This is a genomic window from Stetteria hydrogenophila, assembly GCF_054657575.1.
Window position 1 is genome coordinate 293,828 of sequence record NZ_BAAHYL010000001.1, and the last position, 15,646, is coordinate 309,473.

Genomic DNA, 15,646 nt, shown 5'->3' on the forward strand with positions numbered 1-15,646 from the left:
AGCATTGCTTGACCCGCGGTGAGCTTTAAGGCCCTGCACCTATCACGGAACACCCCGGGTGCTCATCATGACGGTTGCGGCGGCGGAGCTGTTTGAGAAGCTGGAGCCCGCGAGCCCCGGCCAAAAGGAGCTCGTGGAGGCGCTCAGGAGCGACAAGGACCTAGTGGGGGTCTTCGGGCCCACGGGGTCGGGTAAGAGCTTGTTCAGCGTAGTCTACGGCATAAGCGAGGTGGCTAAGGGCAGGTTCAAGAGGCTCATACTGTCGAGGCCAATCATCGACGTCGTCAGCGGCAGGGAGTTAACGGTGCTCTCCGACAAGGAGGCCTACGAGTCGATAGCGGTCGAGTACATTCACGACATACTCACAGGCGTCGCGGAGCCGGGCCTCGTAGACGAGCTGGTAAGGCAGGGTAAGATAGTGCTGGCCGACCCCCACTTCCTCCGCGGGAGGACGTTCGACGACTCGGTCATAATACTGGACGACGCCCAGAGCGTGCCGCCCGAGGTGATTGTCGAAGTTATAACAAGGCTCGGGAACAACAGCAGGCTCGTCATAGCAGGGGATCCCGTGTTCCAGAGGAGCGCAGAGCTGGGCATGGACGGGGCCAGCCTGGCGAGGGACATACTGGTGAACGAGGAGTCCGCTGTAGTGGTCGACCTCGGCCTCAAGGACATAGTCAGGCCGGGAGCTAGGAGGGGCGTGAAGATGCTGCTGGAGCTCGTGATGCGTAAGAGGAATCTGAGCGACACGGAGAAGGCGGTGATGGACAGCATCAGGGCCAACGCCCCAGACGCCGATGTGATAACAGTCGTCGACCTCCAGGAGGCGAAGAAGAGGTGGAACATAACCAGCGAGCACACACCCGACGCCCTGGTGATAGTGAAGCAGGGCCACATGGCCAGGCTCATAGGGACAGGGGGCTCCAGGATAGCGGCGATAGAGGAGGACACCGGCCTCAGGCTGAGGGCTGTGGAGCACACGCTCGATTTCAAGGAGATAGTTAGGGCCGTCCACCCCGTCTCCTGGATACACAAGCACGTCGTCGAGATGGACTTCGCAGGCCCCAGGCTGAGGATAAAGGTGGCCAAGGACGCCATGGGCCCGATGATAGGCCAGAGGGGTGCCCACATAAAGTTCCTGGACGACGTCTTCAGGAGCCTCATAGGCGTGGGCGTCTACGCTGAAGCTGTTGAAGTCGAGGGCCAGTCCAAGAGGAGGAAGCGCAGGTAGCCCGCCCGGGCTACTCCTCCTACTCCTCTTCCTCGTAAAGCTCAACTATTATCCTAGCCCTCACCCTGTCCTTGGAGAACGGCGGAGGCGCCTCCCCCAGGTCGACTGCGAAGGCGACAGCGTTACCCAGGTCGTCGGTGAAGCGAACCTCGGCTACGTAGGTAGGCCTAGGCCCCCCGGACTCGAACATCTTAGCGATACTCTCGTAAATCCTCGAGAGAGCCATCTGCAGAGCTATAGGGCTGGAGAAGTCCTCGGGCCTAAGCGTCACCGTTGCAAGGTTCTTCATGGCCTTACCGATCCTAGCCTCCCCCTCGAATGACTTGGAGTGCTTCTCGTTACCACTCGCCAAAACCCTTACACCGAAACAGAAGCAGGCGCGAGGGCCCTTAATTAGATTTAAATCAAGATAAAGCGGCGCGGCTGAGCCGCCGCCCCCAGGGCCGCCCGGGGGGATTAGGTAAAATGGGGCTCCCCTCCCGGGTGTCGCGTGTGGGTGCCGGGGTTGGCTAAGCTGCTGTTCGCCGACGGCCACGGCCACTCGAACCCTGTTAAGGGGATGGGTGCGGGTAGGATAGCGGAGAGGTTTAAGCAGGCCGGCGGGTGGTTCATGGCCCTCGTGGCTTTGAGCCCCACCAGCTACTCCATAGAGCCCCGAGGCTTCGAGGCTTACAAGGAGGTTGTCGACGTCCACATCCGTGAGTGCAGCCAGGCCGAGGAGGCCGGGGTTAAGGTTGCCTGCCTCGCGGGCTTCCACCCGGCCGACGTAGACAAGCTCATTGACAAGTACAAGATGGACCCCGTAGAGGTGCTCAACCTGGGCTACAGGGTCGTGGACTACGTGGCCAGCCTCTGCAGGGAAGGCGTACTCGACGGCATAGGGGAGGTGGGGAGGCAGCACTACAGGACCACGGCGGAGAAGGCTCTCGTCTCAGCCCTCATAATGGAGCGGGCCCTCGAGGCGGCGAGGGATAACGGTTGCGTTGTGCACCTCCACCTAGAGAATGCCGGCGCGGCCAGCGTGAGGCTGACGCACATAGTCGCCGAGAGGCTGGGGCTACGGCCCACCCCGAGGGTGGTGTTCCACCACTCCAAGCCGTCAATGGCGGTGGAGGCGGCCAAGCTGGGCTACTCCGCCACGCTGCCGGGTATCCCGAGGCTGCTCGAGCACGCCGTTAGGGAGCTGGAGCCTGTCTACGTGGTTGAGAGCGACTTCCTCGACGACCCGGCCCGGCCGGGGGTAGTCGTCTACCCGTGGGACATAGCGGAGGCCATGGCGAGGCTCCACAGGAGGGGCGTGGTGAGCGAGGAGTACCTCTACAGGGTTAACGTTGATAACGTGGTAAAAATCTACGGGGTCGAGCCACCCTAAGGCTAGCCCTAGTCGAGGGACTCGACCACCTTCAGTATACTCCTCCTGTCCAGGCTCCTCCTAACCTCCATGTAGTTGTCGCTCGCCTTCCGCAGGTAGTGGTTGTCGCCCATGATCATCACCGTGTGGAGCCTCGCAGAGGCCTTCTTCTTAGCCCTATTCACGGCGTCAACGTTTATCCTGTCCTCCCCATCGGTTATCAGCACGATGTCGCTGACCCTGTCGGGCAAGCTCCTAGACCTGATATCCTCCGAGGCGGTGTAGATGGCAGTCATTATCCTGGTCCCGCCTCCAGCCTTGACTCTCGCCAGGTAGTCCAGGGCCTTGAGGAACTCCCTTGAGCTAGCGGCCCTCCTCACCCCGAGGAGGGGGTAGACCATGCTGTCGAAGAACCTGGCATAGAACGCCCTGCGCTCCTTGACAGCCCTCTGGAGCAGGGCGACGGCGACCGCCCGCGCCCAGTTGATCTTCTCCCCGATCATGCTGCCGCTCTTGTCGAGCAGCACGTACACGGGCCCCCTCTCGGCGGGCAGCGCCTTCTCGAACAGCAGGAGTCTACTGTTAGCGTACTCGAAGTAGAAGACCTCGTCGGGCAACGCCAGCTGGGAGGGGTGCAGCCTCTCCAGGTCGCTGCCGTACTCCAGCCCCCTGAACCAGCCCTTGCTGTGCCGGGTCATCCTCCTTTCCTCCTTCACAACCACGCTGAGACCCGAGACGTACTTGAGTACGGCCTCAACGTCGGTCTCCCTTGCGAGTCTCAGGATCTCCTCGGGGCTCTCATCGAAGGCGAGCATGGAGCCGGAGCCGACTCCGCTCTTCATCATGACAGCCTTGATGTCCTTCGCTATCCTGGCCTCCCTCGCCGCCTCCTCCAGAGCCCTCTTCACAGCGCTTTCAATCGCCCTCTCATACTCACCGCCGGGTTTGGCGTTCGAGTCCTCCGAGCCTTCCCCGCCCTTCTGCTCCTCGACGTTATCACCCTTAGAGCCGGCGGGCGACTTGGGTAGCAGCTTGCTCAGCTTCTCCATGATTGAGACCGATGCCACTACGCTCGTTAGTGAATCTGCGACCGTGTAATTCCTAACCTTGCTTAGAGTCCTGTCTGAGAGCAGCTTCTGGATTATAGTATACCTAACGGCGTCCGCCTTATCCTGGATAGGCGGGGGGTTGTCCTCAAGCAGGGGCGCTGGCAGGAAGAGGGAGTAGTAGATGTCGACGGCCGTGTATGGGCCTAGAATCTTCCTGTCAATCTTCATCCCCGTCAGTCTCTCCACAGTCCTGACTATCTTGTCGCCCCTGTAGTATCTGAGGTCGTCGATGATGCCGACTCCGGCTATGAAGGAGTACCTAACCTTAACCTTCCCCTCCCCCTCACCCGAATGATCCATGCGGGACCCCTCACAGGTTGAGCTTCATCATTATCTCCTGTATGAGGTCGTCGATTTCATCGTTTAGGGTCTCCACGCTCTTCCTGATCTCGGGGTCGTCGCTTGACTCGCCTATCTTGGACAGCTTAGCCTTTGCCTGGGTGAGCCGCTTGTAGTACTCCGTCAGCCTCATGTCGAACTCCATGCTCCTCCTGACTTCCTCCGCGAACCTCCTTATGTTGAGCCTTATCTCCTCGATCTCCCGGAGGATGCGCTCCTTGCTCCTCACCTCCTCCCTCAGTATAACATCGACCTTCTCGAAGTCGTCTATGTCTTTGGGGATCACGTACCTTAGGGCCATGAGGTCGGTCTCGGTGGCGGCGAGCCTGCCCTCTATCAGGGCGTGCGCCGCTATGGCCTTCAGCGCCTTCCCCTTCCTCCTATCGCTGACGTGCATTCCCTTCTCCTCGAACACTGTGAAGAGCCTGAGGAGCTGGTTCTTGACAGGTGAGAGGTCGACTTTGAAGAGCAGCTTGTTCAACTCCTTAATCTCGCCCATCGAGAGCACGGGCTTCGGCTTGTCGTAGGCGCCGGACTCGATGGCCCAAGCGGCGTCGAGTAGCTTATCCCATAGATCCTCGCTGAGCGGCTTCACGTGGTGCCTGTAAAGGAGCCTGTCGTAGAGCGCTTCTAGCTCGGGGTCGTCGGGGACCCTGTTACTGGCCGCTATGAGGCTCCACAGCGGCACCCTGATCTCGGTGTACCCGTCGTAGAAAATCCTCTCCTGGAGCACGCTCAGCAGGCTGTTGAGCACCGCGCTGTTGGCGTTGAATATCTCGTCCAGGAAAGCTATCTCGGCTTCGGGGAGCTTGCCCCTAGTTATCCTCCTGTACTCCCCCTCCCTCAGCGCCTTAACGTCGAGGGGGCCGAAGAGCTCGCCGGGCTCAGTGAACTTGGTGAGCAGGTACTTGAAAAACCTTGCATGAAGCAGGTCGGCAGCCCTCCTAGCCATCGCGCTCTTAGCGGTTCCAGGCTCGCCGATGAGGACTGCGTGCTCGCCGCTAACTATAGCCATGGTTATAACTAGAGCCTCATCATCCCTGCCCACGAAGGGCGCCTTAAGCAAGCTAATAAAGTCCCTGAGCTTCGCTAGGAGCGCCTTTACTGATTGAGCATCGCTCAAGCCCGAATACCCCTACCGGTGGGATGCAGCCAGGAATTATTACTATTACTCCCCAACGCCCGCCGCCGGCTCCCTGGAAGGAGGCGGGGCAGAAGTCCATGGCTCGAGCCCCGAGGCTTTGAGTTGGGCCACCCGCGGCTTCCTAGCAGGTTAAGACGCCTGGCCCCCCGGCGGTCGCTGGAGTAACCTTTCATCATGCACGATCCGCTGAAACCGAGGCAGCGCTCATCCCGCCGCGCAGGGCCTTAAGGGGCGCTTTCGGGGTTTATGTGGGTTGACTTGACGGGAAGCATCTCTACTATAAAGCCCTCGACCAACGCGGGAAGAGCGGGCCTGTAAGGGATGCCTAGGCGCGTCGCTTTCGCGTGGCTTGGAGGGTATGTTGAGGTATATGTGGATGACGGGCTAGTCGTGGAGGCGGGGAACTCTCGGATAACGCTACTACCCCGCGAGGTCGACATCGACGGATTATACTATGGGTTGAGCGAGCACTTCCTCGATGGACGCCAGGAAAGGAAGGGGATCTACATTCACTTCGCTTTCCCCCTAAGGGGTAAGAGTGGCGGGACGCCGCCCGCGCTGATGCTCAGCTCCACCGAACTCGGCGTTGGACCCTTCGGCGTAGTCTACACCGTGCTCGACGGCGTCGAGTATTATTTAACCGTGCACCCGCCGCCCGGCTTCCTCTACGACTACGCGGTGATAACGACTAGGTGCATGTTCCTAAAGACGCTGGGGAGGCGCCAGGTCTACGTTATGGATGAGGGCCGCCTTAAGAGGATAATGCTAGTCTAGCCCCGGGCGGGGGTGCTGGCCCTTGATGTTCGGCGTTAACGTCGAGCGGGCTAGAGCCGCGGGCTCCCGGCTGGCTGAAGCCCTGAGGGGGATCGAGCCTGACCCCTTCATCGACCCCAGGCTATACCCGAGGGCCAGCGCTGATAGGGAAACGGTGGTGATGTACTTCCTCGTGATGGTTGCAATGGACCACCGGCTCAGCAGGCCGGGGAGGCCGTACGAGGGCTTGGTTGACGGCGAACTCTACCACGGGGCCGACCTGCTCTACAGGCTAGGAGCCAAGAAGCTGGAGGAGGACCCGGACTTCTTCACCGCCGAGAGGCTCGCCAGGGTTACGGAGCGCGACGTGGTTGAGTGGCTCAGCGCCCCCAAGCCGAGGGGCGGCGTGGCTAGGCCGCCGGATCCCGGGGTGAGGGCCTGGCTTCTCCGGGACATAGGCGTTAAACTGGCTAAACTCTACGGCGGGGAGGCCTACAGGCTGGTAGCCGAGAGCCACGGGCTCCTCAGGGGGGAGAGGGGCGTCGAGGGCTTCATAGACAGGCTGAAGGTTTTCCGGGCGTACCAGGACCCGGTTGAGAAGAAGCCGTTCCTCCTCGCGAAGTTCCTGGAGAGGAGGGGGATCCTCGAGGTCAGGGATCCCTGGAACAAGGAGGTCCCCGTCGACAACCACCTGGCTAGGATAGCGGTTAGGATAGGCGCGGTCACACTCGACGATGAGGCGATTGAGAAGATAGCCGCCGGGGTAGAGTTCACGTGGGAGGAGGATGTATTGATTCGGACGGCGGCCAGGATGGCTTACAAGGAGGCGGCCAGGGCGGGGGGCGTGGACCCCTTCATAATGGATGACATGCTCTGGCTCTACGGGAGGAGCTGCTGCACGAGGGAGCGGCCAGCCTGCATCTACGGGTGCACCGAGGAGTGCGAGAGAATCGGGGGGTGCCGCGGGGGCAAGGCGCTGCTTGAGGACCTATGCCTCGCGAGGGCCGACCGCAGGTACCTGGTTAACGAGCACGTCTACCTCAATACCTGGTACTATTAGAGGCCCTGGGACTCACACCTCTATTATCCCTTACCCTTCAAGGGGTAACGCCGAGTAGCAGGGAGGTAGCCGCAGTGGCTGCGGGAAGGCTTGCGGCCCTGGATCAGGGGTCGGGCCCCGGGTACGTTGTTAGGGGGGCCTATGTGGGCAGGCTCAGCCTTGGCAGCGGGCCGGGGGCGAGGAAGAAGGAGGTCGTCTACGTGACAACGGGCGTCGAGGGCGACTACGAGATCTCCAAGGCCATCCTGGACCTCGGCGTTTACGCTGGTAAGGACGTGAAGTTCCCCATAAGGATGAAGGTGCTCCTCAACGGCGCCACGGTAACGAGGGAGTTCAAGCCCCAATTCGTCTGCAAGGGGGATGAGGGGAGCTACGCTAAGGCAGTGTATGACGTGAGGTCCCTAGCGGCGGCTAGGTTGAAGTCCAGGCCGCAGCACAGGGTTAGCCTAATCTACGACTCCTCGAGAATAGTCAACGTGGACGATGTCGGGCTTCTAGTAGTCTACAACATTGAGGAGTCGTGGCACTCCTACGTCTACATGGCCGGGGCCATCGGCTTCGAGCCGGGCGAGGAGATAGTAGTCAACGCCAAGCTCCCAGAGTCCAAGACCCCCTCTAAGAGCGTGCAGGTAGGCCTGGTGGTGCCTTCAAGGTTCTCCGAGATGGAGGTTAGGGTGGGTGACAGCGTTAGGAACATCACGGGCATAGTGGGCCCAGTCCTTGTAGAGCTGCCTGCACACGTGGAGGGGGAGAGGGTGAGGGTTGTCGTCGACTACAAGTCCGGATCGGCCCACGTCTACCCGAAGGTAGCCTACCTGACCAGCGTCGTCGTGAGTGAAGCCATAGCACCAAGGGCCAACCTGAAGCTGAGCATCGCAGGCGTAGAGTCTGGAGGAGACTCCTTGAAGATTCAGGTGACGCTGAGAAACGATGGCAATGCAGAGCCGAGCAAGGTCATCCTGTCAGTGATAGTCGCAGGCCTCCCAGTGGCCAGGCTCGAGGTAGACCCCCTGAAGCCGGGCGAGTCCAGGGATGTGACCCTGAAGATAGACAAGTCGAGGTTGCCGGAGAACGCCTCGACGGCTGTGGTAAGGGCTGTGTGGAACAACCTGGGCCGGGTTTACGTGAGCGAATCCCAGGTCAGCTACGCCTAGGCCTGAGGGGAGGGCAGGCTAGCCCACTCCCCGGGGCCTGCATCCTCCACTCAAACCTTGACGGGGCCCCTCCTGGTCCTGTATACCCTGAGCGGTTTTGGTAGGTTGAAGCAGTCGTAGCCCTTCTCCAGGAGGCCTTCGTCCACTAGCTTCATAATAATCTTCATGGGGTCGCTGACGCCCTTGTACTTGAGCTCCTTTACCGCCCTTATAGTCCCCACCGAGACGTTGTCCATGAAGTAGTTGAAGACCGCCTTCTCGTCCCGGCTAAGCCTCCTAGCCTTCTCGAGGAGCCTGGAGGCCTCTATCAGCCACTCCTCAGCCAACACGGGCCACCTCAACGCGGCTCTGCTGGAAGGAGTCAGGCGCACCGCACTCTTAGGAGTCAGCCACCCCTAAATCCACTCAGCCCCCGGGGCCGGGCTCTTCAACCCGGGCAGGCTACCGCTGGGTTTGCAGGGAGCGCGCCCTTTGAGCAGGGTTTTGAGGAGGATAGCCGAGGAGGTGCTGGGGCCGGAGAAGGCTAGGAGGGTGTGGAGCCGCATCGACCTAGTCGGGGACATTGCCATAATAAAGTCGCCCGCGATCCACGGCGGCGTGGAGGGCTTGACCCTGGAGGACTTCAGGAGGCTCGCCGAGGAGCTAGCCAGGAGGCTGCCCTACGTTAAATCCGTCTGGCTAGCGGCAAGCCCCATGATGGGCGCGGAGAGGGTTAGGGAGTTCGTGCACCTGGCTGGGGAGAGGAGGACTGAGACGGTCTACGTCGAGCACGGGTGCAGGTTCAAGGTTGACATAGCTAGGGTATTCATCACCCCCAGGCTTAGCTTCGAGCACATCCGGGTCGCACGCCTCGTCGGGGAGGGGGAGAGGGTGGTTAACATGTTCGCGGGGGCCGGCCTCTTCTCCATAATAATAGCCTGCAAGGCAAAGCCCAGGGTCGTCCACAGCATCGACGTCAACCCCCACGCCTACAGGGCTATGGTTGAGAACATCAGGCTGAACAAGGTGGAGGGGATCGTGATCCCCTACCTGGGGGACGCCAAGGAGGTGGTGCTCGAGAAGCTGCGGGGAGCGGCTGACCGGGTCCTCATGCCGCTCCCCGAGCTTGCCTTAGACTACTTCCCCTACGCCGTCGAGGCCCTCGACTCAAGGGGAGTGGTGCACGTGTACCTCCACGTCAGGGCTGGGCGGGGGGAGGACCCGAGGGCCAGGGCCGCCGGCATGGTGGCGGGGGCAGCGGAGAGGCTGGGGGTTAGAGTGAAGATCCTCCACGCCAGGGTCGTGAGGAAGGTGGGGCCGAGGCTGTTCCAGGTTGTCGTCGACGCGCACGTCGAAAAGCCTGGATGAGGTGCTGCTTGAGGAGAGGCTCATAGGCTACCTGGACCCCGGCGCTGAGGGCGTGCTCAGAGCGCTCAACGTCGAGGGCGTGGCCGAGACTACCAGCAGCTGCATGGGCAGGGTGACGGTGATTGAGGGGGAGTGGCCGTGGGAGCGGAGGGAGGAGACTAGGATAGTGCTGAAGAGCCACACGCGCCTCTCGCCGGAGAGGGTCGCCATGGTCATGGCTAGGCCCTTCGACAACCTCTGGCTCAAGGCGTCCGGGCCGATAATACACTTCAGGGTCTACTCGATGGAGTGCGGAGAGGCCCTCCTGAGGGCGGCGAGGGCGGCGGGCTTCAAGCACAGCGGGGCCATAACGCTCGCAGGGGACCCGGGCTGCTGCGTCGTCGAGGTCTCGTCCCCGACGGAGGTGGCGATCCCGCTCAAGATACGGGGCAGGATCCTCGTGACGGGCTGGGCCCTCGTCGAGGCGGTGGAGCTTGCTAACAGGGCCCTCGCGGAGGGTAGGAGCAGGCTCGCCAAGCTGCTCAGCCTGGCCCCCGAGGCCCTCCGGGACTGCTCCTGAGGAGCCTCCTGTACTCTGCTAGGGGCGTTGGCCCCCTGCACTCCCACCTGCACACGCCCACCTCCCGCGCGGCGCTGCACTTCAAGGGCCTGAAGCCCCTGGAGCGGGCGTACCTCGCCAGCGAGACGAGGGCGATGGCGTCCCTGTCGTCGGCGCCGAGCAGCTTCTTCACCGCGTCCGGGTCGACCCTGGTGTAGGCTAGGAAAGTTGCGAGCGTGTAGCCCTCCTCATCCGTTAGGGACCTGAGCCCCTCCCTCGAAGCCTTCTCCACTATGGCGTTGACGCATGGGGGGAAGGCTTCGGGTTTAAGGTCCAGAAGCCTGCGGCTCCTCGAGTCGAGCGCCTCCTCGAAGATAGCCCTAGCCCTCGCCACGACCTCGCCCGGCAGCTCCGAGTAGTCCAGCTCGCCGGCCAGCCTCTCTATCCTCAGCTTCACGGCGTCGTAGAGAAGCTCCTCCAACCCCTGCCTGTCGAGGTAGACCCAGCCGCCCAGCAGGAACGAGTTGGAGAGGGCGTCATCCCTCTCGCTTTCAGCGTGGACCCTGAGGAAGTCCGAGACGTGGACCCGGTATGTCAGGATCCTCCTCCTGACGTCCCCCCTAGGGGAGACGAGCCACGCCAGCGACTGGCGGCCCATCTCCACCTTCACTCCCAGCTTGGAGGCTAGCTCGAGCAGAGTGGCCTCGCCTTCAAGGCTGAAGGCTCTCCGGGCGCGGGAGGCCTCGGCTTCGGCGAACCTCTTGAGGGCAGCGGGCCCCACGGCGGCGGCGAGGGCTAGGGCTAGGTGGAACGAGAAGACTTCATCGTCGACAGTGGCGTCGGGGCTGGGCTTGTACTCGGAGCCCTCCATGCCGGCCCTAAACCTCCTGAGGGCTAGCCTCCTAATCGCCTCGTCTCTAGCCAGGCTCTCGACTCCCAGCTCGACGCCGGCCACCGCCCGGCTGTAGCTCTTGAGGGACACTGTGAAGGGGTAGCGGTTCAGCAGCACCAAGCCGGGGCACCCTCCCGCAGCGCCGCTAGCCCAGGGCTCTAGCTAAAACCCGGGCCAGCCAAGCCGCCTTGTCGAGGCTAGCAGCCTCCTCGAAGCACCCCTTCGCCCTCGCCGACTCCGCGGCGTCGGCCAGGATCCTCCTCAGGAGCCTCAGCGCCTCAACGGAAAGCCTTGAACCGCCCAAGGCGGCGGCCGCGACGCTCCTGATGGCCCTGCACTCGGCTTCAAGGCAGGGGTTGCTGCAGGCGGTAAGTATCAGCTCCTCCAGCTCCCGCTCAGCGCGCTCCGCTCCCATCAAGCCCGGGCCGCACCAGTGGAAACGCTCCCGGCGGGGGCTCCTATAAGCCGGGGCCGCCCCGGCGGGGCTCCAACCCATGGTTAGAGGCAGAAGCTTGGGCTTGGGTAACCCCCGGGATGCTGGGGGCGGTGGAAGGCGTCCTCGGCTACGGCTTCACCTCAGCCTTCTACGCCTGACCGACGCTTCCAGGAGTGGCTGGATCGCATACCTGTAGCCGGCCAGTCCAAGGACTACCCCCGCGAGCAGCGCTGCAACAGCCTGGGCGCCGGCCCTCTTGACCTTAGCGTTGGCCGCCTCGAGCCTCGCCTTCGTGTAGTTGTAGTCGGCCATGCACTTTGAGAGGAGGCCCTTGAGCTCGCCAGCCCTTTTCTCCGCGTCCTCAGCCCTCTTCTCGGCCTCCTCAAGCCTGGCCTTGGTCTCGTTGAGCTGCTCCCTGAGGCTGGACAGCTGCCTCGTGAGGTTCTCTATGGTTGACTCGTGCTCGAAGACCGACTTGAGGCGGGTGGGATCCCCGAGCTTGCAGTAGAGGCCGCCTAGGCCCGCGAGGCTCAGGGATCCCGGGTCCCACCATGCGAGCGCTACCCTGAAGCTGATCACGTAGGACTCACCGGGCTGGAGCACCGCGAGGGGGTAGATGAGCCTCGCCCTCACTGCTTCACTGGAGAGGTCTGCGTAGCCCTTCACCAGCTCGGCGAGGGCGGGCTTCGTGTAGGGCTCCACTGCAACCAGGTACCTCGGGGTGGGCTGGGATTTAAGGAGGGCCACTGCGTCGACGCGTGAGGCGTTGGCGAAGCTGACCAGGTACCCGGACTTGCTCGACGACTCCAGCCGGGCCCCGCCGGATTCTAGGGTGTAGAGCACGGTTAGATTCCAGCTCTCCGGGGACTCGTCGCCGGCGACTAGCTCCACGATTGGCCCCCAGCGGGATCCCGCCAGCTCCAGGCTGTACAGCTCCACGGGCTCGCTCGCGGGGTTCGTGAACGTGATAGTGTAGTCGATGACTGGCAGGTGCCTGTAGAACCTAGCCTCGACCGTGAGCTTGATGGGCTCTATATCCACTGAGGCCTCCGGCCCCGGCTCTAGCCGGAGCAGTAGGGTCTCGTCGTCAGCGTAGACGACGCTGGCCCTCCACGGCTTCAACGCCAGCAGGCCTGGGTAGGAGACCGCGCTAGTCTTGCCGCCGCAGGTGACGTTAATCATGGAGGCGCCTGGGGCGTTGGATGAAGTGTTGGAGTAGGCGTAGATGAAGAGCGAGGGGAGGCAGCCCGCGGCCTGGAGGGGGTTCGCCTCCACCCCACCGTAGAGGAGCGTGGCCGAGGTCAACCCGCCCCCCTTGCTCAGGTCCAGGGTGACGTTGAAGAAGTCTGTCTCCACGTTGACGAGGCCCTTGTTCTCGTCGACAGCGTACCACCCTCCGGCCTGGGCTAGGGCTCTAGCGAAGAACGATGCGTGGGAGGCGGCGAGGAGGGCTAGAGCCAGGGCGGCCAGCTTAACAACTGAAGGCCTCGATCCTCCCCGGAGCCTGGGCCCCTGCAACCTAAGACCCCTGCGCCCATGCACGTTTAAGTGGAATAATTAGCGTATCGTGGCTCCAGCACGGCCCCCCTCAAGCGCCCGGCAGCCGGTGTGGTGGCTATGGGAAAGATACGCGTCGAGGGAACAGTGTTCAGCGGCAGGGGCGAGGGCGGCTTCTACGTCAGCATCTACGCTAGGTCGTTCAGGAGGGCGCTGGGGTTCACGCCCTACCCGGGCACTTTAAACGTTAAAATCGATAGGGGTGGGGATGCGTTGAGGAACTGCCTCAGCCGGGGGGGTGTTTTGGTGGAGCCCCCTAGGATAGCTGGGGAGAGGCTCGCAAGGGTCAGGGTGTACCCGGCGAGGATCGAGGGGATCCCGGCCTACGTTGTACGCCCCGACGTAACGGTCTACGGCTACGACGTGATCGAGCTCATATCCGAGGCTTACCTGCGGGGCCTCCTAAACCTCTCGGACGGTGATAGGGTTGAGGTCGAGGTTGACTGCGGCTGACTACAGCTCCCTCATCCGGGTCACACTAGCCCTAACCCCGAGCGGGGCGCTCAGCCCCGGCCCCCTGAGCGCCAGCGCCATGGTGATCGGGGCCCAGCTAGGCGTGATGGGTGGCCTGGCGCTGGCGCTCGGCCACATGCTAGCCGAGATCCCCTACGTACTCCTAGTCATGTACTCATCCATCAGGATGAAGAGCCTGCTGAGGAGGAAGGGCTGGGTACTCGGCCTCTTCGCCTCGGCCTTCATATTCTTCTTCGCGGCCCTAACATTCAAGGCGGCCGCGGCGGCGTGGAGGGGGGAGGAGGCTGTATTCAGCGGCGGGAGAAGCGCCGGAAGCCTCCTTGGGGCTCTAGGCGTAGGCTCGGCGATGACCATTCTCAACCCCCACTTCCTCCTCTGGTGGCTCAGCGTCGGCATGCCAATGGTTGAGGGGGCGGCCACCCACGGCCTAGCAGGGTTCGCAGTCATGTACACGGCCCACCTCTGGATGGACTTCGCCTGGCTCTCGCTCCTAGCCCTCGCCGCGAACCTGCTCATGGGTAACATGAGGCTCTACGCCGCGCTAATGGCGCTGATAGGAGCCATCCTAGTCTACTATGGCGTCAAGATGGCTGCAAGCTCCCTTGCCTGGAAGCGGTAAGGCCCCGGGGGACCGACACCCTCCCCGGCCCTCCTAGGGTTTAACGCCTCCACGAGCAGCCCCGCCGCCGTGACGAGGGGGATCCCGCAGTGGGGCCCGTGGAGCGGGGCGCTGGCCCGTCAGCCTTAACGGCGTTGCCCTCCCCGGTCTCGGCTACAGCCGCTTGGATGCCTTGAAGCCCGCCTCCGGCCGGCTAGGGCCTCGACGCCCAGGCTCCTCAGGAGGCCCTCGCGTCCTTGCCTTGGTGGCCGCCTTCAGCCCGCGTAGCCGCCGGCTCGATACGGCAACTTTGGCGCCCCCAGTTTGAAGGCGGCGTTCACTCGCGTCGCCAGCCGCGTCTGGGTGGGGTGTGGTGAAAGCGTTGGGAGCCCGCCTCGGGGTCCCTGTAGGCCCTTGCCTCGGCGCAGGCGCTTAGGGTGGAGGCTCCTATCCCAGGGGCGGCCCGCCTCCTATGAGGCCCTCCTGGCCGTCCATTAGCGTGGGGTAGCCGCTCCTCCGGGCCGCCTCGGCGAGGGCTCCGGCGAGTGCCAGGACCTCCCTGCACTCCCCTTCCAGTGAAACCCTGACCCTCGGCAATGCGGCTCCGAGGCCGGCCTGCTCTATGGTGGCGTAGGCCTTTACTGTGGAGCCGTTGCAGCAGGAGAAGATCCAGCCGTTGAAGCGTATGCTCTCGCAGCTCCTCTCCGCTAGCACCTCCTCTATGACGCTGATTATCTTCGACTCGTCGCCGGGGAACCTGCCTAGGACGAGTAGCCCAAGGCTAGCCGGGCAACCGTTGCTCAGGGTTAATTCACCCCGCAGCCCCACGCTGGCCTGGGTGGGTGTATGGTGAACGTGAACGAGCTAAGAACCGTTCTAGCTCTAACGCTCTCGACGCCCGTCAAGCCGGGCAGCCTCCACAGGCTCATGGAGTCCGCCGAGTTCGAGAGGAGGCTGGCCGAGGCGGTACTAATCATGGACTTCATACCCACTGTCTACGAGAGGGGGGTCAGCGTCGCGAGGGGGAGGATACCGTCAGGGATGATTGGGCTGGGATCCCAGCTCTCCCTCCTCTACAGGAGGGTGCTTGAGCAGGTTGACGTCAGGCCGCTCCACGGCCTCTCAGCCTCCGTCCTAGCCATGTCGGCCGCCGCGGGGTACCTCTCGGCTCTGGGGAAGCCCTTGAGGGAGGGGCTCCGCCAGGCAGTGACCGCGCTGCTCTACAACAACCCCGGCGAGGATACCGTAACGTTCATCGAGGGGCTCGAGGCGACGGGGGCGTCGGACCTCATAGGGAGGCTTGAGGATGGGGGGCTGACTAAGAGCACTATAAGGCTGGAGAACGTGCCCCTCGGGGACGTGTTCGAGAAGCTTGAAGCGGTGGACCAAGGCTTCTCCATCAACATAAGGGGGTACTCAAGGGTGGTGGACCTGGCGAGGGCCGCGTCTAGGGGTAAGAGCCTCGCGGCGGCTATCCTGCTAGCCTACCTGGAGGCCGCCGGGAGGGCGGGCTACAGGCTCCAAGCGGGCAGCCTGAGGAAGCTGATTGAGGCGGACAGGGAGATCAGGAGGAAGGCGAGGCTGGACGGCCTGCTCGGGCTGACTTTCGCTGCAACAGTTTTAGTCTTAGACGAGAATCCCGGTCTACCGGTTACGTAGCGGG

The 15,646-nt window shown here is 62.8% G+C and carries 18 protein-coding genes; 10 read left to right on the plus strand and 8 right to left on the minus strand.

Features of this window, described 5'->3' with window-relative positions; translation table 11 throughout:
* The first annotated feature begins 67 nt into the window (after nucleotides 1-67).
* A complete protein-coding gene (locus ACYQ3J_RS01555) occupies nucleotides 68-1,231 on the plus strand; it encodes a PhoH family protein (RefSeq protein ID WP_460124600.1) in 1,164 nt (387 codons plus the stop codon).
* 19 nt (nucleotides 1,232-1,250) lie between these two features.
* On the opposite strand, the gene ACYQ3J_RS01560 is transcribed toward ACYQ3J_RS01555, so the two are convergent.
* Nucleotides 1,251-1,583, minus strand: coding sequence for a hypothetical protein (locus ACYQ3J_RS01560; RefSeq protein ID WP_460123539.1), 333 nt, complete (start codon nucleotides 1,581-1,583; stop codon nucleotides 1,251-1,253).
* A gap of 153 nt (nucleotides 1,584-1,736) precedes the next feature.
* Between ACYQ3J_RS01560 and ACYQ3J_RS01565 the strand changes: the two genes are divergently transcribed.
* Complete coding sequence (locus ACYQ3J_RS01565) at nucleotides 1,737-2,603, plus strand: TatD family hydrolase (RefSeq protein WP_460123542.1); 867 nt, start codon at nucleotides 1,737-1,739, stop codon at nucleotides 2,601-2,603.
* A gap of 8 nt (nucleotides 2,604-2,611) precedes the next feature.
* Here the strand turns inward: ACYQ3J_RS01565 and ACYQ3J_RS01570 are convergent, their stop codons facing one another.
* Together ACYQ3J_RS01570 and ACYQ3J_RS01575 are read right to left on the minus strand one after the other, a co-directional pair.
* Complete coding sequence (locus tag ACYQ3J_RS01570; protein ID WP_460123545.1) at nucleotides 2,612-3,991, minus strand: vWA domain-containing protein; 1,380 nt, start codon at nucleotides 3,989-3,991, stop codon at nucleotides 2,612-2,614.
* A gap of 10 nt (nucleotides 3,992-4,001) precedes the next feature.
* Nucleotides 4,002-5,153, minus strand: a complete 1,152-nt coding sequence (locus ACYQ3J_RS01575) for an AAA family ATPase (RefSeq protein WP_460123548.1) — start codon at nucleotides 5,151-5,153, stop codon at nucleotides 4,002-4,004.
* A gap of 342 nt (nucleotides 5,154-5,495) precedes the next feature.
* Between ACYQ3J_RS01575 and ACYQ3J_RS01580 the strand changes: the two genes are divergently transcribed.
* The 3 genes from ACYQ3J_RS01580 (at nucleotide 5,496) to ACYQ3J_RS01590 (ending at nucleotide 8,141) form a co-directional block, all read left to right on the plus strand.
* Nucleotides 5,496-5,948, plus strand: coding sequence for a hypothetical protein (locus ACYQ3J_RS01580; protein WP_460123551.1), 453 nt, complete (start codon nucleotides 5,496-5,498; stop codon nucleotides 5,946-5,948).
* A 25-nt stretch (nucleotides 5,949-5,973) separates the two neighbouring features.
* Complete coding sequence (locus tag ACYQ3J_RS01585) at nucleotides 5,974-6,987, plus strand: hypothetical protein (RefSeq protein WP_460124603.1); 1,014 nt, start codon at nucleotides 5,974-5,976, stop codon at nucleotides 6,985-6,987.
* Nucleotides 6,988-7,061: 74 nt separating this feature from the next.
* The gene (locus tag ACYQ3J_RS01590) at nucleotides 7,062-8,141 is read left to right on the plus strand and encodes a CARDB domain-containing protein (RefSeq protein ID WP_460123554.1); all 1,080 of its coding nucleotides are present in this window, start codon (nucleotides 7,062-7,064) and stop codon (nucleotides 8,139-8,141) included.
* A gap of 50 nt (nucleotides 8,142-8,191) precedes the next feature.
* Here ACYQ3J_RS01590 and ACYQ3J_RS01595 read toward each other — a convergent pair whose 3' ends face one another.
* On the minus strand, nucleotides 8,192-8,467 hold the full coding sequence (locus ACYQ3J_RS01595; RefSeq protein ID WP_460123557.1) for a PolB1-binding protein PBP2 family protein: 276 nt from the start codon (nucleotides 8,465-8,467) through the stop codon (nucleotides 8,192-8,194).
* Between the two features lie 145 nt (nucleotides 8,468-8,612).
* Here ACYQ3J_RS01595 and ACYQ3J_RS01600 point away from each other — a divergent pair, with 145 nt between their 5' ends.
* Nucleotides 8,613-9,488 carry a class I SAM-dependent methyltransferase gene (locus ACYQ3J_RS01600; RefSeq protein WP_460123560.1) on the plus strand — a complete coding sequence of 292 codons (876 nt, stop codon included), beginning with the start codon at nucleotides 8,613-8,615 and terminating at the stop codon, nucleotides 9,486-9,488.
* Complete coding sequence (locus ACYQ3J_RS01605) at nucleotides 9,454-10,047, plus strand: tRNA-wybutosine modification methyltransferase TYW3 (protein ID WP_460123563.1); 594 nt, start codon at nucleotides 9,454-9,456, stop codon at nucleotides 10,045-10,047. The genes ACYQ3J_RS01600 and ACYQ3J_RS01605 overlap by 35 nt, the downstream gene beginning before the upstream one ends.
* On the opposite strand, the gene ACYQ3J_RS01610 is transcribed toward ACYQ3J_RS01605, so the two are convergent.
* The 3 genes from ACYQ3J_RS01610 to ACYQ3J_RS01620 form a co-directional block, all read right to left on the minus strand.
* Nucleotides 10,010-11,035, minus strand: a complete 1,026-nt coding sequence (locus tag ACYQ3J_RS01610; protein ID WP_460124605.1) for a hypothetical protein — start codon at nucleotides 11,033-11,035, stop codon at nucleotides 10,010-10,012. The two genes, ACYQ3J_RS01605 and ACYQ3J_RS01610, sit on opposite strands and share 38 nt — an antisense overlap.
* Before the next feature lie 28 nt (nucleotides 11,036-11,063).
* Nucleotides 11,064-11,336 carry a hypothetical protein gene (locus tag ACYQ3J_RS01615; RefSeq protein ID WP_460123566.1) on the minus strand — a complete coding sequence of 91 codons (273 nt, stop codon included), beginning with the start codon at nucleotides 11,334-11,336 and terminating at the stop codon, nucleotides 11,064-11,066.
* Between the two features lie 153 nt (nucleotides 11,337-11,489).
* A complete protein-coding gene (locus tag ACYQ3J_RS01620; protein ID WP_460123569.1) occupies nucleotides 11,490-12,872 on the minus strand; it encodes a hypothetical protein in 1,383 nt (460 codons plus the stop codon).
* A gap of 99 nt (nucleotides 12,873-12,971) precedes the next feature.
* Between ACYQ3J_RS01620 and ACYQ3J_RS01625 the strand changes: the two genes are divergently transcribed.
* Together ACYQ3J_RS01625 and ACYQ3J_RS01630 are read left to right on the plus strand one after the other, a co-directional pair.
* Entirely contained in the window at nucleotides 12,972-13,364 is a 393-nt protein-coding gene (locus ACYQ3J_RS01625) for a DUF120 domain-containing protein (protein ID WP_460123572.1), read from the plus strand.
* Nucleotides 13,339-14,004, plus strand: coding sequence for a LysE family transporter (locus ACYQ3J_RS01630; RefSeq protein ID WP_460123575.1), 666 nt, complete (start codon nucleotides 13,339-13,341; stop codon nucleotides 14,002-14,004). The genes ACYQ3J_RS01625 and ACYQ3J_RS01630 overlap by 26 nt, the downstream gene beginning before the upstream one ends.
* Before the next feature lie 426 nt (nucleotides 14,005-14,430).
* Here the strand turns inward: ACYQ3J_RS01630 and ACYQ3J_RS01635 are convergent, their stop codons facing one another.
* Nucleotides 14,431-14,811, minus strand: coding sequence for a hypothetical protein (locus ACYQ3J_RS01635; protein ID WP_460123578.1), 381 nt, complete (start codon nucleotides 14,809-14,811; stop codon nucleotides 14,431-14,433).
* Nucleotides 14,812-14,832: 21 nt separating this feature from the next.
* Here ACYQ3J_RS01635 and ACYQ3J_RS01640 point away from each other — a divergent pair, with 21 nt between their 5' ends.
* Nucleotides 14,833-15,642, plus strand: coding sequence for a hypothetical protein (locus ACYQ3J_RS01640; RefSeq protein WP_460123581.1), 810 nt, complete (start codon nucleotides 14,833-14,835; stop codon nucleotides 15,640-15,642).
* Nucleotides 15,643-15,646: the final 4 nt, after the last annotated feature.

Coding starts and splice junctions, on each gene's coding strand:
- ACYQ3J_RS01585 (WP_460124603.1), top strand. CDS start 5,974: ATGTTCGGCGTTAACGTCGAGCGGGCTAGAGCCGCGGGCTCCCGGCTG.
- ACYQ3J_RS01625 (WP_460123572.1), top strand. CDS start 12,972: ATGGGAAAGATACGCGTCGAGGGAACAGTGTTCAGCGGCAGGGGCGAG.
- ACYQ3J_RS01580 (WP_460123551.1), top strand. CDS start 5,496: ATGCCTAGGCGCGTCGCTTTCGCGTGGCTTGGAGGGTATGTTGAGGTA.
- ACYQ3J_RS01570 (WP_460123545.1), bottom strand. CDS start 3,991: ATGGATCATTCGGGTGAGGGGGAGGGGAAGGTTAAGGTTAGGTACTCC.
- ACYQ3J_RS01555 (WP_460124600.1), top strand. CDS start 68: ATGACGGTTGCGGCGGCGGAGCTGTTTGAGAAGCTGGAGCCCGCGAGC.